Raw genomic sequence first — 18,174 nt, 5'->3', positions numbered from 1 at the left:
CGAGAGTTACTCCGCAAACAGGTCAGTGGCTGCGATGAGGGCATCGAGGATGCCGGGCTCGTCGAACGCATGCCCGGCGTCTGGAACCATGGTGAAGTCGGCTTCCGGCCAGGCCCTGTGCAGGTCCCAGGCGGTGAACGCCGGGGTACACATGTCGTAGCGGCCCTGCACGATGACCGACGGGATGTCCTTCAGTTTCGTCGAGTCACGGATGAGCTGGTTGGGCTCGAACCAGCCGTTGTGCTGGAAGTAATGGTTCTCGATGCGCGCAAAGGCGACGGCGTACGACGGTTCGGTGAACCGAGCGATCGTGTCCGGCTGCTGCAGCAGCGTGATGGTCGACGATTCCCAGGTCGACCAGGCGATGCCGGCCCGCTCGCGCACGGCCTTGTCGTCGTCGTGGAGCAACCGGCCGTACGCCTGGATGAGGTGGGAGCGCTCGGCCTCGGGGACGGGCGCGATGAAGTTCTCCCACAGGTCGGGGTAGATGGCCGCTGCACCACCCTCGTAGAACCAGTCAAGCTCGATCGGGCGGAGAGTGAAGATGCCGCGGAGGATCAGCTCGGTGACCTGCTCAGGGTGCGTTTCAGCGTAGGCGAGTCCGAGGGTGCTCCCCCACGATCCGCCGCACACCAACCAGCGATCGATGCCGAGGTGTTCGCGCAGTTTTTCCATGTCGGCGACGAGGTGCCACGTGGTGTTCGTGCTGAGGTCGGCATCCGCTGCGCTCGCGTGTGGGGTGCTCTGTCCGCAGCCACGCTGGTCGAACAGGATGATGCGGTACTTTTCAGGGTCGAACACCCGGCGCTGTGCGGGGCTCGATCCGCCGCCTGGGCCGCCATGCAGGTACACGGCCGGCTTGCCCTCCGGATTGCCAGAGGCTTCCCAATAAATGGTCTGGCCGTCACCGACGTCAAGCATGCCGGTTTCGTACGGCTGGATTTCAGGATAGAACTCTCGCATAGAACGAGCCTATTGGCCGTACCCCGTGTACAGGGGTATTGACGTTCCGGGCGTCGGGGGTCGCGGGCTGCCGTGGTTGCCGGGTGTCGACCTCGTGCTGACTTCGTTGTGACGTGGTGGCGACCTGGTGCTGACCTAGTGGCGCCCCGTGACCACATCGGCCAGCGAGGCAATCGGCGACGTGGCTGCCCGCCCGCGGGCCTCTGCCCTGTCGGCGGCGTGATAGGCGGCATAGAGTCCGTGCACGGCAACCCAGCGCAGCGGTTCGATCTCCCAGTTGCGCACCCGGTGGTTCACCCACGGCAGTCTGGCAAGCTCGGTGTCGCGGCCGAGGATCAGGTCGGCCAGTGTGCGCCCGGCCAGGTTGGTGGCGGTGACGCCCGTGCCGACGTAACCACCGGCCCACGCGAGACCGGATGCCGGATCGAGTCCCACCGTCGCCGCCCAGTCCCTTGGCACCCCGAGTACGCCAGACCACGCGTGGTCGATCGCGGCATCCGCTGTGCCTGGAAAGAAGCGGATGAGGAGGGCGCGCAACGAGTCGATGGTGCCCTGTGGCGTCTGACCGTCGGCGTCGACGCGGGAGCCGAAGCGGTACGGCACTCCGCGGCCGCCGATCGCGATGCGATCGTCGCGCGTGCGCTGCGCGTACATGTAGACGTGGGCGAAGTCGCCGAGGGTCTCGCGGCCCTCCCAGCCGATGCCGGCCCAGGTGGCGGCGTCGAGCGGTTCGGTCACGATGAGGGATGAGTTCATGGGCAGCCAGGTGCGGTGCTGGCCGGCCAGCCCAGCGGTGAAGCCCTCTGTGGCTCGCACCACGTACGTCGCGCTCACCATGGCGCCGTCGTCGGTGACCGCGCGGTGCGGCAGAATCTCGCGCACGCGGGTGCCTTCATAGATTCTCACGCCGAGCGCTTCCACCACGTCGGCCAGGCCGCGCACCAGGTTGGCCGGGTGGATGCGCGCGCAATGCGGATGCACGACACCGCCGAGCGTGCCGGCGACGTTGATGCGCGCCTGGCTCTCCGCCGCGCTCAGAACCTCGAGGTCGACATCCGCTTCCCACTGCCGCTCTGCGGCGGCGAAGCTTTCGAGCCTGGCCAGCTGGGCCGGGTTCATCGCGACGGTCAGCTCGCCGCCCTTGACGATGTCGGCGTCGATGCCCTCGGCCGTGGCGACCGCGATGACCTCGTCGACGCTCTGCGTCATTGCACGCTGCATCGCGGAGGCCGCAGCCCTGCCGTGGGATTTCACGTACTGCTCGCGCCCCCCTGTCACGGAGTTGGTGAGCCAGCCGCCGTTGCGTCCGGACGCGCCGAACCCGGCGAAGCGCGCCTCGACGATCACGATCTCAAGCTCCGGTGCCGCCTTCTTCAGGTAGTAGGCGGTCCAGAGTCCCGTGTACCCGGCGCCGACGATACAGACGTCGGCGGTGATGTCGGCATCGAGCGCCGGCCTGGGGATGGGGAGCCCCATCGCGTCGTACCAGAACGAGACTTTGCCGGTTGTCGTTGTCACGGTGCTCCAGGGGTGTGAGGGCTCGAGGAGCGCAAGGCGATCGAGGTTCGTGAGGTGCTCGAGGTCGGCTGCTCCGGGATCCAAATGGGGTGAGTGAACCGTACCGCTGCCGTCTCGAAAACGCGGAGAGCCACTCCCGGCGAGGTGAGCGTTGCCTGCGCCGGCTCGAAACCGCCGGCCGACAGCGTCGCCGCGCCCGTTTCGGTTCGTCGCGCCCGCTATAGCGGGCGCGACGAGCCAGAGCGGGCGCGGTGAACCATTGCGAGCGGACCGCGGCGACCCCTGGGCGATCGCCGCGGTGGTGCCGCTATTTCGCGGGCGTCCGCGCGGCGGGCTTCTTCGCCGGCTTGTGCGACTTCTTGGTGAGGGTCTTCTCGTCGATCGGGGCCGTGCCACTCGCGCGGAGGGCACGGTAGTACTCGCGGGCCTCCTCCTGGCGTTCGCGTTCGATGCCCGACGAGATCGGTGCGCGCAGGTGCTCCTGCGTGTAGCCGAATGCGTCGACCAGATCGAGTGCATGCGGGCGGAGCCGTGCGATGAGGCGATCGATGTACGCGGTGACGGCCTGTGCGCGGGGGGCAGACATCCGTCCGTTCATCAGGTACCAGGCCAGGTGCGTCTCGACCAGGCCGAGCCCGAACAGGTCGCGCAGCCAGGTGAGCACCTGTTTGGTGCCCGCGTCCTCGGTGCGCTCAAGCGCCCGGGTGAAGGCTTCCCACTGCAGCAGTTCACCGTGCGCGCGGGCCGCCTCGATGAGAGCGTTCTGGTTGGCGTTGAACAGGTCGGCCGCTGCCGACTTCGACAGCTTGCTGGCCGGGCGCAGCTTGGCGGCGATGTCGGCGATCATGGTCTCGACGCGGTCGGTGAGCAGCGCGTGCTGCACGTCGGTGTCCCTGAGCGCCCCAACTGAGCGGGCGATCACGCCACGGTCGACAACGAGCTGCCTGAGGGTGCGGAGGCCGCTGCCCGCATATGCCTTTCCAGCGGCCTGCTTGACGACGAAGCGGGCGAGGGCGCCGGCATCCGCTGAAGCGAACTGCTTGCTGTAGTCGGTGAGCAGCCGCTTGGCGACCAGCTGCAGCAGCACGTTGTTGTCGCCCTCGAAGGTGGTGAAGACGTCGAGGTCGGCGCGCAGGCCAACGAAGCGGTTGGCCGCGATGAAGCCGGCGCCACCGCAGGCTTCGCGCGACTCCTGCAGCGTGTCGAGCGCATGCCAGGTTGACAGCGGCTTGAGGACAGCCGCGAGGGTTTCGAGGTCTTGCCTGTCGTCATCCGTGTCGGCCGAGCCGTTGAAGACGGCGTCGAACTTCACCAGGAATTCGTCGTGGGCGAAGTTCTGCGCGTAGGTAGTCGCCAACAGCGGGAAGAGGCGGCGCTGGTGGCGCTGGTAGTCGAGGATGACCTCTTCGTCGGTGTCGCTGCCTGCGGTGAATTGGCGGCGCTGGCTGCCGTAGGTGATCGCGATGGCGAGGGCCATGGCAGAGGCCTGCACGGCTGAACCGTCGAGCGAGACGCGACCCTGCACGAGGGTGCCGAGCATGGTGAAGAAGCGGCGACCCGGGCTCTTGATCGGGCTGCTGTACGTGCCGTCCGGCTCCACATTGCCGTAGCGGTTGAGCAGGTTCTCGCGCGGGACACGTACGTTTGTGAAGTGCAGGCGGCCGTTGTCGATGCCGTTCAGCCCGCCCTTCAGCCCGTCATCCTCGCCGCCGATGCCGGGCATGAACGCACCGGTCTCGTCGCGGATCGGCACGTAGAAGGCGTGCACGCCGTGGTTGACGCCTGCGGTGATGAGCTGCGCGAAGAGCACGGCCGCGATGCCGTCGTTGGCCGCGTTGCCGAGGTAGTCCTTCCACGCCGCGCGGAACGGCGTGTTGATGACGAACTCCTCGGTGTCGGCGTCATACGTAGCCGTCGTGCCGACGCTGGCGACATCGGAGCCGTGGCCGATCTCGGTCATGGCGAACACGCCGGGCACGTCGAGGCTCATGATGCCTGGCAGGTACTTCTGGTGGTGCGACTCTGTGCCGAGGTGCAGCACGGCAGCGCCGAACAGTCCCCATTGCACGCCGGCCTTGATCTGCAGGCTCGGGTCGGCGGAGATGAGTTCTTCGAAGCCGGCTATGTTGCCGCCGTGGTCATCGCGGCCACCGAGGTAACTGGGGAACGCGCGGTGCACGTGACCGTTGTCGGCGAGGATCTTGAGCTGGCCGAACACGCGCTTGCGGTGGTCGGCCATCGACTGGCCTTCGATGCGCTGCATCTCCGGGCGTGCCGCCATGTTGCGGGCGGCCAGGCGCACATCCGCCCAGGTTCCGAGCAGCTGGCGACCGAGCGCGGCGACGTCAACGGTCGGCGCTGTCGGGTCACCGGCCACCTTGATCGGGCCGGTGTCGACGCTCGGGTCGACACGGGCTGCCGGGGCTGTGCCGCCTGCAGGTGCTGTGCTTGGTGCGTTCGATTCGGAATCGAATGCCGGGCGCTGGGTCGTGTCAACCATCGTTGGTCCTCATTCTTGTGCGCGGTGTGAAGTCACTGCCCACGCTATGGCTGCCGCGGGACGCGCAGAAATACCCCGTGAGGCGGCTACAAAGAAGCATGCGTCGCCCGGCATCCGTTCTGTAGGTTTCCTCAACGAGAGGCCGATGCGGCCTGCGACGGCCCACAAGCGCGGCGCCCCACGACGGCCGCGGGAGACCCAGCGACGAGCCGAGAGGCGCAGCGGTGCGTTGGGTGCAGCTGCTGCGACGCCGACCAGCGCCGAGTGGCAGGGTCGGTGGCGAACGCTATTCTCGGCTCATGACTCGTTTTGTAGCACTCCTGCGCGGCGTGAATGTGGGCGGCATCACCATGAAGATGACGGATGTCGCAGCCACGTTCACCGACCTCGGCCTGGACAACGTCAAGACAGTTCTTGCCAGCGGAAATGTGTTGTTCGACTCGCCAGCCACTGCGCATGGACTGAAACCGCTCATCGAGAAGGCGCTCGGCGACCGGTTCGGCTACGAGGCGTGGGTGCACGTGCTCGACGTCGACACCATTCGGCAGATCATCGACGCGTTCCCGTTCGATGCGGAACGCGAGGGGTGGCACCCGTACGTCATCTTCACCATGGACCCGGCGCTGGCCTCTGAGCTGCTCGAGTGGCAAGACAAACTCGATGCGGTCGCAGAGAGCATCCGCCCTGGTGACGGCGTGATCTATTGGACCGTAGAACGCGGCAACACCCTGGGCAGTGCGTTCGCCAAGGAGACGGCGCGCAGCCGACACAAGGCCAGCACGACGACGCGCAACCTGCGCACCCTACAGAAGCTGCTGAAGTAGCTCTGACCTCGCTGCAGAACTCCTGCAATTCGTAACTCCTGCAATTCGCCCTCAATCGGACCGAAACGGCACCTTTTTGCCCCGTCGCGGCAAAATCGCAGGAATTATGCCCGACCAGAGTCCTCGCGCACCGCATTTGTGACGGCGGCGCACGTCCCGCGTTTGGCCGAGGCACACGTCCGGAACTTGGCGGTCACCACGGGCGATGAAGCCGACTCCTGGTGCATAACTCCTGCAGATCGTCCCCGACTGGGCCGAAACGGCCCCTCTTGCGACCATCGCGGCAAAACAGCAGGAGTTATGCAGACGACGTGCTCACGCAGAAGCCAAGCACGTGGCGCAGAGAGCAGAGAGCAGAGACGGCAGCCTACAAGCAGCGGTCGCAGGCTAGGAGGCCTCGGCCACCACGGCGAGCAGCTTCTCGCCATAGGAGTCGAGCTTCTTCGCTCCGATGCCGGAGATGCCGTCGAGGTCACCCAGCGTCGCAGGCTTGGCCATCGCCACCGCGATGAGTGTCGCGTCGCCGAAGACGATGTAGGCGGGAACGCCCTGCTCGCGCGCCTCGGCCGAACGCCAGGCGCGCAGCGCCTCGAACAGTTCTTCCTGGGCTGGAGACAGGTCAGCGACGCCGGCCTTCGCCGCGCTCTTTGCAGCGCCCGACCGACGCGCAGGTCGTTCGGCGCGTTCCGGCTCGTGGCGGAGATCGACGGTGCGCTTGCCGGCGAGCACGTCGGTGGCGGCTTCCGTCACTGCGAGCGTTCCGTACTCGCCGTGGGTCGCGATGAGGCCTTGCGCGAGCAGCTGGCGCACGACGCCGCGCCACTGCTGGTCGCTGAGGTCTGCGCCGATGCTCCACGTGGCGAGCTGGTCGTGACCATGCTGCGTGACGCGCGGCGTTGTCTTGCCGCGCAGGATGTCGACGAGGTGCCCGGCGCCGAAGCGCTGGTTGCGTTCGCGGTGCAGGCGCACGATGGTCGACAGCAGTTTCTGGGCTGGGACGGTGCCGTCCCACGCTTCCGGCGGGGTGAGGCAGGTATCGCAGTTGCCGCAGGGCGTGCTGGTCTGACCGAAGTAGCGGAGCAGGTTCACGCGGCGGCAGTCGACGGTCTCGCAGAGCGCGAGCATGGCGTCGAGGTGCGCTGAGAGCTTGCGGCGGTGCGCGAGGTCGCCGGGCGACTCGTCGATCATGCGGCGCTGCTGCACGACATCCTGCAGGCCGTAGGTGAGCCAGGCGGTGGATGGCAGACCGTCGCGACCGGCGCGACCCGTCTCCTGGTAGTAGCCTTCGACGCTCTTGGGGAGGTCGATGTGGGCTACGAAGCGCACGTCTGGCTTGTCGATTCCCATGCCGAAGGCGATGGTGGCGACGATGATCACGCCGTCCTCGCGGAGGAATTTGGACTGGTTACGGGCGCGAATCCGCGCGTCGAGACCGGCGTGGTAGGGCAGCGCGTTCAGGCCGCTGGCCTGCAGGAACTCGGCTGTCGCCTCGACCGACTTGCGGCTGAGTGCGTAGACGATGCCGGCGTCATCGGGGTGCTCTGACTTGATGAAGCTCAGCAACTGCTTGCGCGGCTCTGCCTTGTTCACAATGCGGTACTGGATGTTCGGCCGGTCGAAGCTGGCGACGAAGTGCTTGGCCTCCTGCAATTGCAGGCGGCTGGTGATCTCCTGGTGCGTGGCATCCGTCGCCGTGGCAGTGAGGGCGATACGCGGCACGTCTGGCCAGCGATCGGCGAGCTCAGACAGCGCGAGATAGTCGGGCCGGAAGTCGTGCCCCCACTGCGACACACAGTGCGCCTCGTCGATGGCGAACAGGGCGATGGTGCCTCGGGCGAGGAACTGCTTGGTGGCCTCTGAGGAGAGTCGCTCCGGCGCGACGTAGAGCAGGTCGAGGTCGCCAGCGAGGTAGTCGCGCTCGACCTGGTTGCGGGTAGCGGCATCCTGGCTGGAGTTGAGGAACGCGGCGCGCACGCCGACCGCGGTGAGAGCATCAACCTGGTCCTGCATGAGCGCGATCAGCGGGGAGACAACAATGCCGGTGCCTTCGCGCACGAGCGACGGAATCTGGTAACAGAGGCTCTTGCCGCCACCGGTGGGCATGAGCACGACGGCGTCGCCGCCACCGATGAGCTGGTCGATGATGTCGGCCTGCTCGCCGCGGAACGAGTCGTATCCGAAGACGGTATGAAGCGCCTCGGCTGCCGTGGCGAATTTAGCGGATGCCTGGCGGCGGGGCGCCTGCGCGCGAACGAACTGGTCCTGGCCATAGCCACCGGCCTGGCCAGCTGCTGGGTTTGCGCCGGCGTGTGTGCCAGCGCGTGCGCCCGTGCCGCTCAGCGACTCAGCGCCGCCTGGACCGCCCGCGAACTCGTACCCATAGTCGGGCGGAGGCGGGGCGTTGTAGTCGTACGGGTCATCCGGAGCGTACGAGTCGTCTGGGATGTAGTCGTCTGGCGGGGTGAGCTCATCGGGGTTCCGGGACAACTCAGCATTCCAACTCACTCGGCAACTCTACCCGGGGCATCCGGCACGAACCTGTATGCGCTCACCCTGTGAGCGGTTGCGCGGTGTGGATAACTCCGCCAGGTGGCGAGGAGGCCGTTCACGGCCGTCTCGAGGCCCAGAGTGCAGCGTTTGTCCAGCCAGATTTCGAGACACTCGCTGGCGCTCGCTCCTCAATCAACGGGGTGGGGCATGTGTCCCACTCGCTGGCTCGCTCCTCAATCGACGAGGTGAGCTCAGTCGCGCTCGTAGCGCACGAAGCGGTACTCGAGGCCCGTGCTCGACGTGTGCCAGTCATCCTCAGGGTCGATGTCCTCGACGTACCAGCTGGGGTCGATGGGCGGCGCGACGGCATCGCCCTCGAACGCCGCGCGGAGTTCGGTGACCTCGAGGCGGTCAGCGCGGCCGATGACCTCCGCGTAGATCTGCGCACCGCCGATGACCCAGACGAACTGTTCTTCCGAATCAGAGGCTTCGGCGCCGTCACCGGCCGCGAGCGCGAGTGCGTCGTCGATCGAGTGCACGACATCGACATCCGCTTCGTGCCAATCGGCCTGCCGCGTGACGACGATGTTGCGGCGACCGGGCAGTGGCCGGAAGCGAGGCGGGAGTGAGTCCCAGGTCTTGCGGCCCATGATCACGGCGCCGCCGAGGGTAACCGCCTTGAAGTGGGCGAGATCTTCGGGCACATGCCACGGCATGGTGCCGTCTTTGCCGATGACTCCGCCGTCGGCCTGCGCCCAGACCAGTCCGATCTTCACGGGCGCTAGACCGCGACCGCGCCACGAATGGCGGGGTGGTGCTGGTAGTTCTCGATGGCCAGGTCGCTGTACTCGTAGTCGAAGATGCTGTCACGCTTGTTCACGATTTTCAGCTGCGGGAACGGGTACGGCTCACGGGTGAGCTGCTCCGTCACCTGCTCGACGTGGTTGTCGTAAATGTGGCAGTCGCCGCCGGTCCAGACGAAGTCGCCGACCTCGAGGCCGGTCTGCGCGGCAACGAGGTGGGTGAGCAGAGCGTAGCTGGCGATGTTGAATGGCACGCCAAGGAAGAGGTCTGCGCTCCGCTGGTACAGCTGGCACGACAGCTTGCCGTCGGCCACATAGAACTGGAAGAGTGCGTGGCACGGCGCGAGCGCCATGTTCGGGATGTCGGCCGGGTTCCACGCAGACACGATCAGTCGACGAGAGTCCGGCGTGGCCTTGATCGCCTCGATGACCTCGGAGATCTGGTCGATCTGCTCGCCGCTGGGGGTGGGCCATGAGCGCCACTGCACACCGTAGACCGGGCCGAGTTCGCCGGCGGCATCCGCCCACTCGTCCCAGATCGTGACGCCGTTCTCACGCAGCCACTGCACGTTGCTCTCGCCCCGCAGGAACCAGAGCAGCTCGTACGCGATCGACTTGAAGTGCACGCGCTTGGTCGTGATGAGCGGAAATCCCTCTGAGAGGTCGAAGCGCAGCTGACGGCCGAAGACACTGCGGGTGCCCGTCCCGGTGCGATCGGACTTGTGCGCCCCATTCTCGAGGGTGTCGCGCAGCAGGTCTTCGTATGGGGTGGGGATCGCAGAGGTCACGCCTCGATGGTACCTGAGCAGCTCGGAGATCCGCTGGATGTCGCGAGGGCACTACTTCGTTCGCGAGAGCGCACTGTGTGTCGGTCTCGGTATCTCGAAACGACACAAAGTGCGCTCTCGCGGCCACGGCTGAGCACGCAGCGCAGCGCAGCGCTACTCGCTGGGCGGCGGAGTCTTCTTCTTACGCGTGACGATCAGCAGCGTGCCGATCACCGCGAGCGCGACGGCGCCGACCGCGGCCGCGATCCACAGCACGTCGGCCAGTTCGGCACCCGTTGCAGCGGATGCCTCCGCCGACGCATCCGAGGACGGCGCCGCTCCGGCCGGTTCCGTTCCGCCGCAGTCCGGTGGGGTGGGTGAGCCCTCGGCGAGAACCTGCCCGTCCGCCGGCTGCCACGTGAAGGTGTACTGGCCGGAGATCGTGTGGCTGTCGGTCGACACCGCCTGCCAGGTCACCGTGTACTCGCCTGGCTGGCCGAGCTCCGCCGACATCTCCAGCGTTGGACCGAAGATCGCGGCACAGCCGTCGCCATAGTAGAGCGGCGTTGCGGCATCCGCTGGCCCCGCAATCTGCATGGCCATGCTGGTGCCCGTGCCGCCGATATCGAGCAGGTTGTCGCTCGTCGTCACGCTGAACAGGCCGGGCTGCTCCGTGACAACCTCGCCCGAGTTCGGCGTGGTGCTGATCACAGAGTTGTGCGCGAAGGCTGGCGCTGCGCTGAGTCCCAGCGCGGCCACGACGACGGATGCGCCCAGTGCCCAGCCCGCCAGCCGACGCCGAATGGTCGCGCCGGTCGCGCCGGTCCCGCCGGTTCTGTGCGTCCGCTCCGTCATACCCGATCCGTTCGTCATGACTGCCGCCTACGCTGAGTGCTTGCGACGGGCGGTGACGGCCAGCACGATGCCGACTGCGCCGACGACCAGGCCGCCGATTCCGAGCACCCGAGCGATCGTGTCGCCCGACTCCCCAGCGTCTGAATCGTGGGCCGCAGCGGATGCGTCATCGTCGTCCGTGGCCGCGCCATGGTGGTCGGCGGCCACCGCGTCGGTCACTGCGATCGACGGGGCAGGGTGCTCCGGCTCGGCTTCGCCGTCTTTCTGCACTTCGGTCCAACTGGTCGAGCCGACCTCGCAGGTCTGCACGACCGGGAACGCGAGTGTGGTTCCGGCCGCGTCCTCGGGCAGCAGCACGCTGAGCGCAAACGTGTCGCGCAGGCCATCGGCCAGCGGCTCGGCGGCTGTGTACACGATCTGGCCCGTGCGGGTGGTGATGGTGTTCCCGTGGCCGTCGTCCAGCGGCTCTGCGAGGTCGACCGCCCCCTTCTCGACAGCCCAGTTCGGGTTGACGGTCGGTGAGACGCTCGTGACGCTCTCCGGGATCTCGATGGCGATCGACGTGGTAGCCGACCCCTCGCATCCGTGGGACAGCGCGAACGTGAGCACGGAGTACGAGCCAGCCGCGGTCGATGTCGGTGCCACCGACACGTGAGCGCTGGCCGACAGGGGCACGGCAACGGCCATGAGCACGCCGGCGGCGAGGGCGGATGATGCGAGGGCTGTGGTGCGAATCTTCATGAAAGTCCTTTGTGGGTTGTGCAGGGGCACGCATCGATCAGCGGATGCTGTGCTCACGGGCCAGCGCGGCGCCGTGCGCGACACGGGGGCGAGAACGCAGGGGCACGGCGATTGTGAGGCGTCACGCGCGTTCGATGCGTGCGTGATTCAGAGTGGGTCGGCGGCGCGTGCCTGCATCAATCCGGCGTCCGCACGGCACGATTCGAATGAGAATCGGCAGGACGGGCGGTGCTGATGGCTAGGCCGCGCAGAAGGCGAGCGGCGGCCCGCGATGCCGCATCGTCGACAGCAGCGTCGACAGCGCACGCGGCACAAAAACCCGCGCGACCGGCAGAACGGCCTGCGTGCTGCCGGGAACATCAACCGGCGCAATCGGCGCCCACACAGAGCGGATGGCCAGGGCGGCGCTGGCAAAGAGGCTCCAGAAAGCACGTTCACCGTGGCGAAGCATGACGATGGTGAGCACGGCAGCAATGGCGTGCGCGACCCACATGCCGGCATCGTGGGCGAACATGCTGTGCACAGGAGCGCTCACTGGAATAGGCACGTCGGTGACCGGCGCCAGGCTGGTGACGACCTCGTGCTGGTGCACTCCCAGGCCCGGCGCTGCTGCGGCGGAAGAACCCGCCGACTGCGTGGCGACGGTGCTGCCGGCGGACCCGAGTGAGAACAGGCCGTGGAAGATGAGCTGGCTGAACGCCACCGATAGTCCGGTGCGCCAGAGCGACAGCGTGCGGCCAGCGAGTGCGATGCAGAGGATGCCGGCGAAGGCGAGGGACAGCACGACCGCGAGCAGTCCAGGAGCAGATCCGCCACCGAGCGTGTGGGAGAGCGCGGCAACGAACGTCGCGAACAGGGCGACAATCCAGCCGCGAGCGACGCGCGCCCAGCGTGTAGCCATGATCACTCCCTTCGCCCTGCTGTCAACGATACCGGGATGAGCATCCGTCATCGAATTGGGTCCGCCGGGCACGACCAAAGCCCCGCGCGTATTCGCACGGGGCCCCGGTGGTCATCGGTGTCGGTTAATCCGACATCCGGTCAGTCGGTACAGCGGCACTCAGTACAGCAGCAACAGGTCCGGCCAGCTGACCGAGGCCTTTACCAGGTCAGACCCGCCGTACTGCGCGGTGAGAATGTGCAGGCCGCGGCTGAGCTTCGGCAGCGTGATCGTGGCCTTGCCGTTCGAATCGGCCGTGAGGGTGACGGTTGCGATGGCCTTGCGTCCGTCGTACACCGTGACGGTTCCCGTCGGCTTCACCACCGCTCCGTCCTTGCCAGCAGCAGCCTTCACCGTCACCGTGTACTTCACCGTGGAGCTCGCGCTGGCCAGCAACTTGCTTGCAGACCCGTCGGTCGTGCTGTTCACCTTGACCGGCACCGGCACGTCCTTCTTGGTGATGGTGATCGGCACCGAGACCGCGGTTCCCGTTCCCGCGACGCTGATCACGAGTTGCTGCGCACCAACGACACCATCGGGGATGGTGATCGACAGGGAAGCCCTGCCCACCTCATCCGTGGTGTCGACGATGGCCGGATCGATGGCCGCCGTGCCGAGCGAGACTCCGCCGAGCGACACGTCAACCGTCGTGCCGGCAGGCTCACCGGCGCTGAACAGCAGGGACGACAGCCCGAGGGTCACCACGTCGCCGGCGCTGTAGCCGTCGGCATCCGCTGCACTCTGCACCACACCGACGGCACGCTGCGCGTAGTCGGGTGACGCGGTCTTGGCGTCCTTGAAGTAGTCGACCATGGACTGCAGGTCGACCTTTCCGGTGTCAGCCTTGGCGGTACCGGAGGCGAAGGCACCGAAGTTGTCTCCACCGGATGCCAGGAACGAGTTCACGACGACGACATAGCTGGCCGTCGGCGAGATCTCCGTGCCGTTCAGCAGGATGTGCGTCACGTGCGACCCTGCGGCTGCCGTTGGATCGTACGTGTATGACAGCGCCTTCGACGCACCGAGCTTCAGGAACGGCCTTGCCGCACCCGTCGGCTGCCACTGCTGCTCGAGTACCTGTTTGACCTGCGCCCCCGTGAGGTTCATCGTCACGAGCGTGTTGGCAAACGGCTGGACGCTCGCGGCTTCCTTGTAGGTGAGGTTGCCGTTCGGATCGCTCGCACCGGTCGATGCGAACTTCAGGTCGGTGCGGAGACCGCCAGGGTTCATGAACGCGATCTGCGCGCCGGATGCCTGGGTTGACCACAGCTGCACGTCGGCGACGAAGTTGCTCAGCGTCGACTCACCGCCGCGGTTCTCCGCCCCGGCCGTCTGCTTGGCCCGGTTGAAGTCGGCGGTGATGTCGCCGACCTTGACCGCTCCGAGCACGCTGGCCTCTGCCGTCGCGGCTGCGACGATCGGGGTCACGGCAGGGTCGGCCGGGTAGAGCGCGACCGGCGGGGTGACGGCGGTGTTCATCAGCGGCAGCACCGTGTTGCTGATCGACAGCAGCTCCTTTGACTGCGGGTTCACCGAGATGCTCATCAGGCCGAAGTTCTCGCCGTACTGGCCGGAGGACACCACAGGGCGCCCGTCGATCACGTGGTTGTACGCGAGGTGAGTGTGTCCGGAGACGATCGCATTGACGTCGGAATCGACGCCGTTGACGATCTTGCCGAATGACGAGTTGTCGGTGGCAGAGGCGATGTTCGTGGTGGCCGCGCCCTCGTGCACGAGCAGGATGACGACATCCGCTTCGCCGTTGGCCGCATCACCGTCACGCAGGTTGTCTGCGACCCGGTTGACCTCCGTCGTGACATCGCGGATGTCGAGATTCTCGATTCCAGACGGGCTCACGAGCGAGGGCAGGTCGTTGGTGACGGCGCCGATGAATCCGACGGACACACCGCTGAACGACTTGACGAAGTACTCCGGCAGGGCCGGCTTCCCCGTTGTCTTGTCGTACACGTTCGCGCCGAGGTATTCCCAGAGCGCGCGCGGCACGATGCGGTCGGTGAGGTCGGCGAAGCCCTGGTCGAACTCGTGGTTGCCCACGGAGCTGACGTCGAGTCCTGCCACGTTCAACGCGTCGATCGTCGGGTTGTCGTTCTGGATGAACGAGGTGAACGTCGAGGCTCCGACGAGGTCACCGGCGGCGGCGAAGACCGTGTTCGGATTCTGGGCCCTGATCTGCTTGACCGCTCCGGAGAGCACCGCGGCTCCGCCGGACGGCGAGGCCTGCTCGATACGACCGTGGAAGTCGTTGACCGTCACGACGTTGATGTCAACGGGAACGACCTCATCGGTGATGCCGACGATGATCGGGTCGTGGTCGCTTGAGCGGTACGGCGTGCCGGCTTCTGTGGCGCCGAAACCGTAGCCGCGGTCGGACCATTCGGCCGAGTTGATGCCCCAGACGCCGGTTCCGGTGATGGTCGCGGCCAGTGACGGCGTTGCGATCGCGTGGTCGAGCGAGCCCAGCTCCCCGTTGAAGCTGTAGGTGTACTGGTCGTCGGTCTGCGCCGGAACGAGGTCGACGTAGCCGGCCTCAGCGAAGACGTTCAGCGGGTCTTCCTGCGCGTAGGCGTTGAAGTCTCCGAGCAGCAGCACGTCAGCGCTGCCGGATGTCGCCTGCAGCTCTTCGACGAAGCTCACGACGGCCTTGGCCTGGGCGACACGTTCGGTGTTGAACAGCCCCTGGCCGTCGGCCGGCTCAGCGCCGTCACCACTCTTGGACTTGAAGTGGTTCGCCACCACGGTGACCGTCTTGCCGTTGAAGCTGAACGTCTGGGCGATCGGTTCGCGTGCGATGTTCCACACGGTCTCGTCGACCTGGGTCTGGCTGGCACCGACAGGGGTGACGGCGGCCTTCTTGTAGATGATGGCGGTGGTGATGGCATCCGTGATGGCCGCGTCGTTCAGGGCGGCCGGCGTCGGCACGAATGCCCAGACCTCGCTGCCGAGTGCGGTGTTCAGCCCGCTCACCAGGTCGGCGAGTGCCGAGTCGATGGGCTTGCCGAGCTTCACGGAGTTCTCGATCTCCATCAGGCTCACAACGTCGGCATCGAGGCCGTTGATCGCCGAAACGATCTTGGACTTCTGGATGTCGAACTGGGCCTGGGTGGCAGCTCCACGCGCAGCAGAGTTCTCACTCGTCAGGGTGGTGAAGTAGTTGTAGACGTTGAAGGACGCGGCCTTGATGTCGCCGCCAACCTCTGGCGGGGCATCCGTGCGGGGATTCGACGCCTCAAACGTTGGCTTATACGTGGCCGCGCTGGTGTTGTCGATGGGCACCGTCGGCTGCAGTCGCCAGTCGTCGAAACCGTAGGAGAGCACGTACGGCTGGGCCGGCCATTCGACCTTGTCGCCGAGGCGCACGGTCGTGTCGGTGGTGAAGTACGGCTGCTCGCCGAGGTGATCCTTGTTGCTGACCTGGATGCTGTAGCCGTCGTCGAGGAAGATCCGGTTCGCCCGGTTCTCCGCCGCGATGGCGTTCGCAGCCTCGCCTGGACGCACCTGTTCAGTGCTCTTGACGAGCGGCGCATCGCCGGCAGAAAGCCACAGCGTGCCGAAGTTGTAGAGCTGGTGCGATGAACCGAGGCGGTAGGTGCCCGCCGGCTCGACCAGCATGCTCTCGAAGCGCTCCCGATCAGCGCCCACCACGGTGTCGGGGAGCGGCGTCACTGCCGGAACTCCGACGCCTGGCGTGACCAGTTCAACGGCTCCTGCAGCGGATGCCGTGATCTGCGTCAGCCCGAAGTACTCACTGACGGCGCCGGTCACGCGAACCAGGTCGCCGATGGCGACACCGGGGTTGGCATTGCCGAGGAAGACGAAGACCGCGTTGGACGCGTCTCCTGCGGTTCCCTCTCCGCCGGTACCTGCCGACTGGATGTACACGCCCTTGTAGCCGCCGACGCGGTGGTCTGCGGTGACGATGCCCTCAACGGTGACCGCGGATCCGACCAGCGGACTGGCGGTGCCGGTGCCCTGCACCTCTGCGATGGTGTGGCTGACCTCGGCCGCCCATGCAGGGGCGGCGACCAGGGAGGACAGGCCGACGACGGTTGCGGTGGCCAGGGCGATGGCGAGTGGTCGCCGTCGACGTGCTGGCTGTGGTGCAGATCGGCCGGCCGGGTGGGCCGATCCGAGGGAGACGTGATTCAAGACAGTGCTCCTCGAGTAGGTGAACAGTGATTGCGTGGACGGTGATGTGGTGCAACCGACCGACCTGTCCACCCTTATTCGGGGTGCACCTCTTCGGGGGTCAGCGCTGAGTCTAGGGATTTCCTGAGAGCCCCACCAGATCACGCTGTGAAATGACATCTGCTCTTAAGTTGCCCGACACACAGAGCTGCACATATGCGTAATGGGACGCTCCGCAGCCGCTCCTGCGCACGCATCGAGCGTGACGCCGCTCGCTAAGCTGGCGTCCTATGCTCACCGCAGTCCTCGGCCTCACCGGCGCACTCATCTTCGGCTCTGCCGACTTCTTTGGCGGACTCGCCGCGAAGCGGATCAGTGCGGTCCTCGCGACGGCCATCGCCGCATTCGCCGGGCTGATCGTGCTGCTCGTTGCCCTGCCCGTCGTCGGCGGAGAGTGGTCAGAAAGCGCCGTGCTGTGGGGCGGTCTGTCCGGCATCACCGGCGCGATCGCCATCTCGCTGCTCTACGCCTGCCTGGCCGTCGGCCCCATGAGCATCCTCTCGCCGTTGACGGCCGTCGTATCCGCTATCGTCCCGATGACATTCGGGCTCGTGCGCGGCGACAGGTTCGAGCCGATCGGCTACTGGGCGCTTGGCCTTGCCCTGGTCGCTGTCGTGCTTGTCGGCTTCGTGCCGGAGAAGGGTGCCGTGCGCCCCAGCCTGACCGCGCTGGCCATGGCCGTTGGCTCTGGCACCATGATCGGCGCGTTCATGATCCTCATCGCACAGACACCGGATGACAGCGGGCTGGTTCCCCTCGTCATGAACCGCGCGGTAAATGGCACGATCATGTTCATCGCCGTCGGCGTCATTGCACTCGTGGCAGCGCGGCGCCGGTCGCGGAAGGGCGCGGGTGAAGCGGATGCCGGTCGGTCGCCTCTGCTCCGCACCGGCGTCCTGCTCGCCATGCTGTGCGGCGCCATCGATGTGATCGCCAATTTCCTGCTGCTGCTCGGCATCCGTGCGGGCGATCTCAGCGTCATGAGCGTGCTGACGGCGATGTATCCGGCCGGAACGATCCTGCTTGCCGCCCTGGTTCTCCGGGAGCGCATCGCGCCGGTGCAGTGGGCCGGCCTGGTGCTCGCCCTGGTCGCAGCCGGGATGCTCGCAATCGCCTGAGGCTGTGGCTGTGGCTGTGGCTGTGGCTGTGGCTGTGGCTGTGGCTGTGGCTGTGGCTGATGCTGATGCTGATGCTGATGCTGATGCTGATGCTGATGCTGCGACCGCCGCTGATGCTCCGACGGCAGGGCACTGGCCAGGCGCGCCACCTGTGGGGCGCCAACAGGGGTGCCCCACAGGTGCTTATCGCACACGCTCTCGACCTCGAACCCGAATCGAGGCAAAAAGCATGGGCGCGCCACGAGTGGCGCACCGGCGATATCTCTGAGCGTAAGGGTGGACATGACGTCTTCTCAGGAACAACACGCGGATGTTCTCACCGTGTCGCGACAAATCTGACCGAAAGCGACCTGGTTTATGGCCTGCACGACTGATTCCATCGTGGTCGCTGGCCTATCTGCCTGAAAACGCCGAAGGGGCACCCGCCTCTCGGCGGATGCCCCTTCGGG

13 protein-coding genes are annotated in these 18,174 nt (G+C 66.6%); 3 read left to right on the top strand and 10 right to left on the bottom strand.

Features of this window, described 5'->3' with window-relative positions; genetic code table 11:
* Positions 1–6: 6 nt before the first annotated feature.
* The 3 genes from pip to AC25Y4_RS10790 all read right to left on the bottom strand — a co-directional run bounded on the left by pip (position 7) and on the right by AC25Y4_RS10790 (position 4,981).
* Positions 7–963 (bottom strand): prolyl aminopeptidase, encoded by a 957-nt coding sequence (pip, locus tag AC25Y4_RS10800; RefSeq protein ID WP_488120388.1) that lies wholly within the window; start codon positions 961–963, stop codon positions 7–9.
* 135 nt (positions 964–1,098) lie between these two features.
* Positions 1,099–2,439 (bottom strand): NAD(P)/FAD-dependent oxidoreductase, encoded by a 1,341-nt coding sequence (locus AC25Y4_RS10795; RefSeq protein WP_488120475.1) that lies wholly within the window; start codon positions 2,437–2,439, stop codon positions 1,099–1,101.
* Positions 2,440–2,788: 349 nt separating this feature from the next.
* A complete protein-coding gene (locus tag AC25Y4_RS10790) occupies positions 2,789–4,981 on the bottom strand; it encodes an acyl-CoA dehydrogenase family protein (protein ID WP_488120387.1) in 2,193 nt (730 codons plus the stop codon).
* Positions 4,982–5,280: 299 nt separating this feature from the next.
* On the opposite strand from AC25Y4_RS10790, the gene AC25Y4_RS10785 reads away from it, so the two are divergent.
* Positions 5,281–5,805 (top strand): DUF1697 domain-containing protein, encoded by a 525-nt coding sequence (locus tag AC25Y4_RS10785; protein WP_488120386.1) that lies wholly within the window; start codon positions 5,281–5,283, stop codon positions 5,803–5,805.
* A 387-nt stretch (positions 5,806–6,192) separates the two neighbouring features.
* On the opposite strand, the gene recQ is transcribed toward AC25Y4_RS10785, so the two are convergent.
* The 7 genes from recQ to AC25Y4_RS10750 form a co-directional block, all read right to left on the bottom strand.
* Positions 6,193–8,310 (bottom strand): DNA helicase RecQ, encoded by a 2,118-nt coding sequence (gene recQ / locus AC25Y4_RS10780; protein ID WP_488120385.1) that lies wholly within the window; start codon positions 8,308–8,310, stop codon positions 6,193–6,195.
* A gap of 236 nt (positions 8,311–8,546) precedes the next feature.
* Positions 8,547–9,071: a dihydrofolate reductase gene (locus AC25Y4_RS10775; protein WP_488120384.1), complete on the bottom strand. Its 525-nt coding sequence runs from the start codon at positions 9,069–9,071 to the stop codon at positions 8,547–8,549.
* A 5-nt stretch (positions 9,072–9,076) separates the two neighbouring features.
* The gene (locus AC25Y4_RS10770; RefSeq protein ID WP_488120383.1) at positions 9,077–9,886 is read right to left on the bottom strand and encodes a thymidylate synthase; all 810 of its coding nucleotides are present in this window, start codon (positions 9,884–9,886) and stop codon (positions 9,077–9,079) included.
* Between the two features lie 153 nt (positions 9,887–10,039).
* On the bottom strand, positions 10,040–10,738 hold the full coding sequence (locus tag AC25Y4_RS10765) for a copper resistance CopC family protein (RefSeq protein WP_488120382.1): 699 nt from the start codon (positions 10,736–10,738) through the stop codon (positions 10,040–10,042).
* Positions 10,739–10,747: 9 nt separating this feature from the next.
* Positions 10,748–11,461: a YcnI family copper-binding membrane protein gene (locus AC25Y4_RS10760; protein WP_488120381.1), complete on the bottom strand. Its 714-nt coding sequence runs from the start codon at positions 11,459–11,461 to the stop codon at positions 10,748–10,750.
* Positions 11,462–11,699: 238 nt separating this feature from the next.
* Positions 11,700–12,362 carry a hypothetical protein gene (locus AC25Y4_RS10755; RefSeq protein WP_488120380.1) on the bottom strand — a complete coding sequence of 221 codons (663 nt, stop codon included), beginning with the start codon at positions 12,360–12,362 and terminating at the stop codon, positions 11,700–11,702.
* Positions 12,363–12,521: 159 nt separating this feature from the next.
* The gene (locus AC25Y4_RS10750) at positions 12,522–16,568 is read right to left on the bottom strand and encodes an ExeM/NucH family extracellular endonuclease (protein WP_488120379.1); all 4,047 of its coding nucleotides are present in this window, start codon (positions 16,566–16,568) and stop codon (positions 12,522–12,524) included.
* Between the two features lie 269 nt (positions 16,569–16,837).
* Between AC25Y4_RS10750 and AC25Y4_RS10745 the strand changes: the two genes are divergently transcribed.
* Both AC25Y4_RS10745 and AC25Y4_RS10740 read left to right on the top strand, forming a co-directional pair.
* Entirely contained in the window at positions 16,838–17,725 is an 888-nt protein-coding gene (locus AC25Y4_RS10745) for an EamA family transporter (RefSeq protein ID WP_488120378.1), read from the top strand.
* A 59-nt stretch (positions 17,726–17,784) separates the two neighbouring features.
* Positions 17,785–18,099 carry a hypothetical protein gene (locus AC25Y4_RS10740; protein ID WP_488120377.1) on the top strand — a complete coding sequence of 105 codons (315 nt, stop codon included), beginning with the start codon at positions 17,785–17,787 and terminating at the stop codon, positions 18,097–18,099.
* Positions 18,100–18,174 lie beyond the last annotated feature (75 nt).

The organism is Leifsonia sp. Y878, from assembly GCF_057669685.1.
Note: the sequence above shows the minus strand (reverse complement) of the source record. Positions and strands in the feature narration are given on the sequence as shown.

Excerpts from the sequence above, each read along its gene's own strand:
- AC25Y4_RS10765 (WP_488120382.1), bottom strand. The coding sequence starts at position 10,738 with ATGACGAACGGATCGGGTATGACGGAGCGGACGCACAGAACCGGCGGG.
- pip (WP_488120388.1), bottom strand. The coding sequence starts at position 963 with ATGCGAGAGTTCTATCCTGAAATCCAGCCGTACGAAACCGGCATGCTT.
- AC25Y4_RS10740 (WP_488120377.1), top strand. The coding sequence starts at position 17,785 with ATGCTGATGCTGATGCTGATGCTGATGCTGATGCTGATGCTGCGACCG.
- AC25Y4_RS10790 (WP_488120387.1), bottom strand. The coding sequence starts at position 4,981 with ATGGTTGACACGACCCAGCGCCCGGCATTCGATTCCGAATCGAACGCA.
- AC25Y4_RS10745 (WP_488120378.1), top strand. The coding sequence starts at position 16,838 with ATGCTCACCGCAGTCCTCGGCCTCACCGGCGCACTCATCTTCGGCTCT.
- AC25Y4_RS10785 (WP_488120386.1), top strand. The coding sequence starts at position 5,281 with ATGACTCGTTTTGTAGCACTCCTGCGCGGCGTGAATGTGGGCGGCATC.
- AC25Y4_RS10755 (WP_488120380.1), bottom strand. The coding sequence starts at position 12,362 with ATGGCTACACGCTGGGCGCGCGTCGCTCGCGGCTGGATTGTCGCCCTG.
- AC25Y4_RS10760 (WP_488120381.1), bottom strand. The coding sequence starts at position 11,461 with ATGAAGATTCGCACCACAGCCCTCGCATCATCCGCCCTCGCCGCCGGC.
- AC25Y4_RS10795 (WP_488120475.1), bottom strand. The coding sequence starts at position 2,439 with ATGGGGCTCCCCATCCCCAGGCCGGCGCTCGATGCCGACATCACCGCC.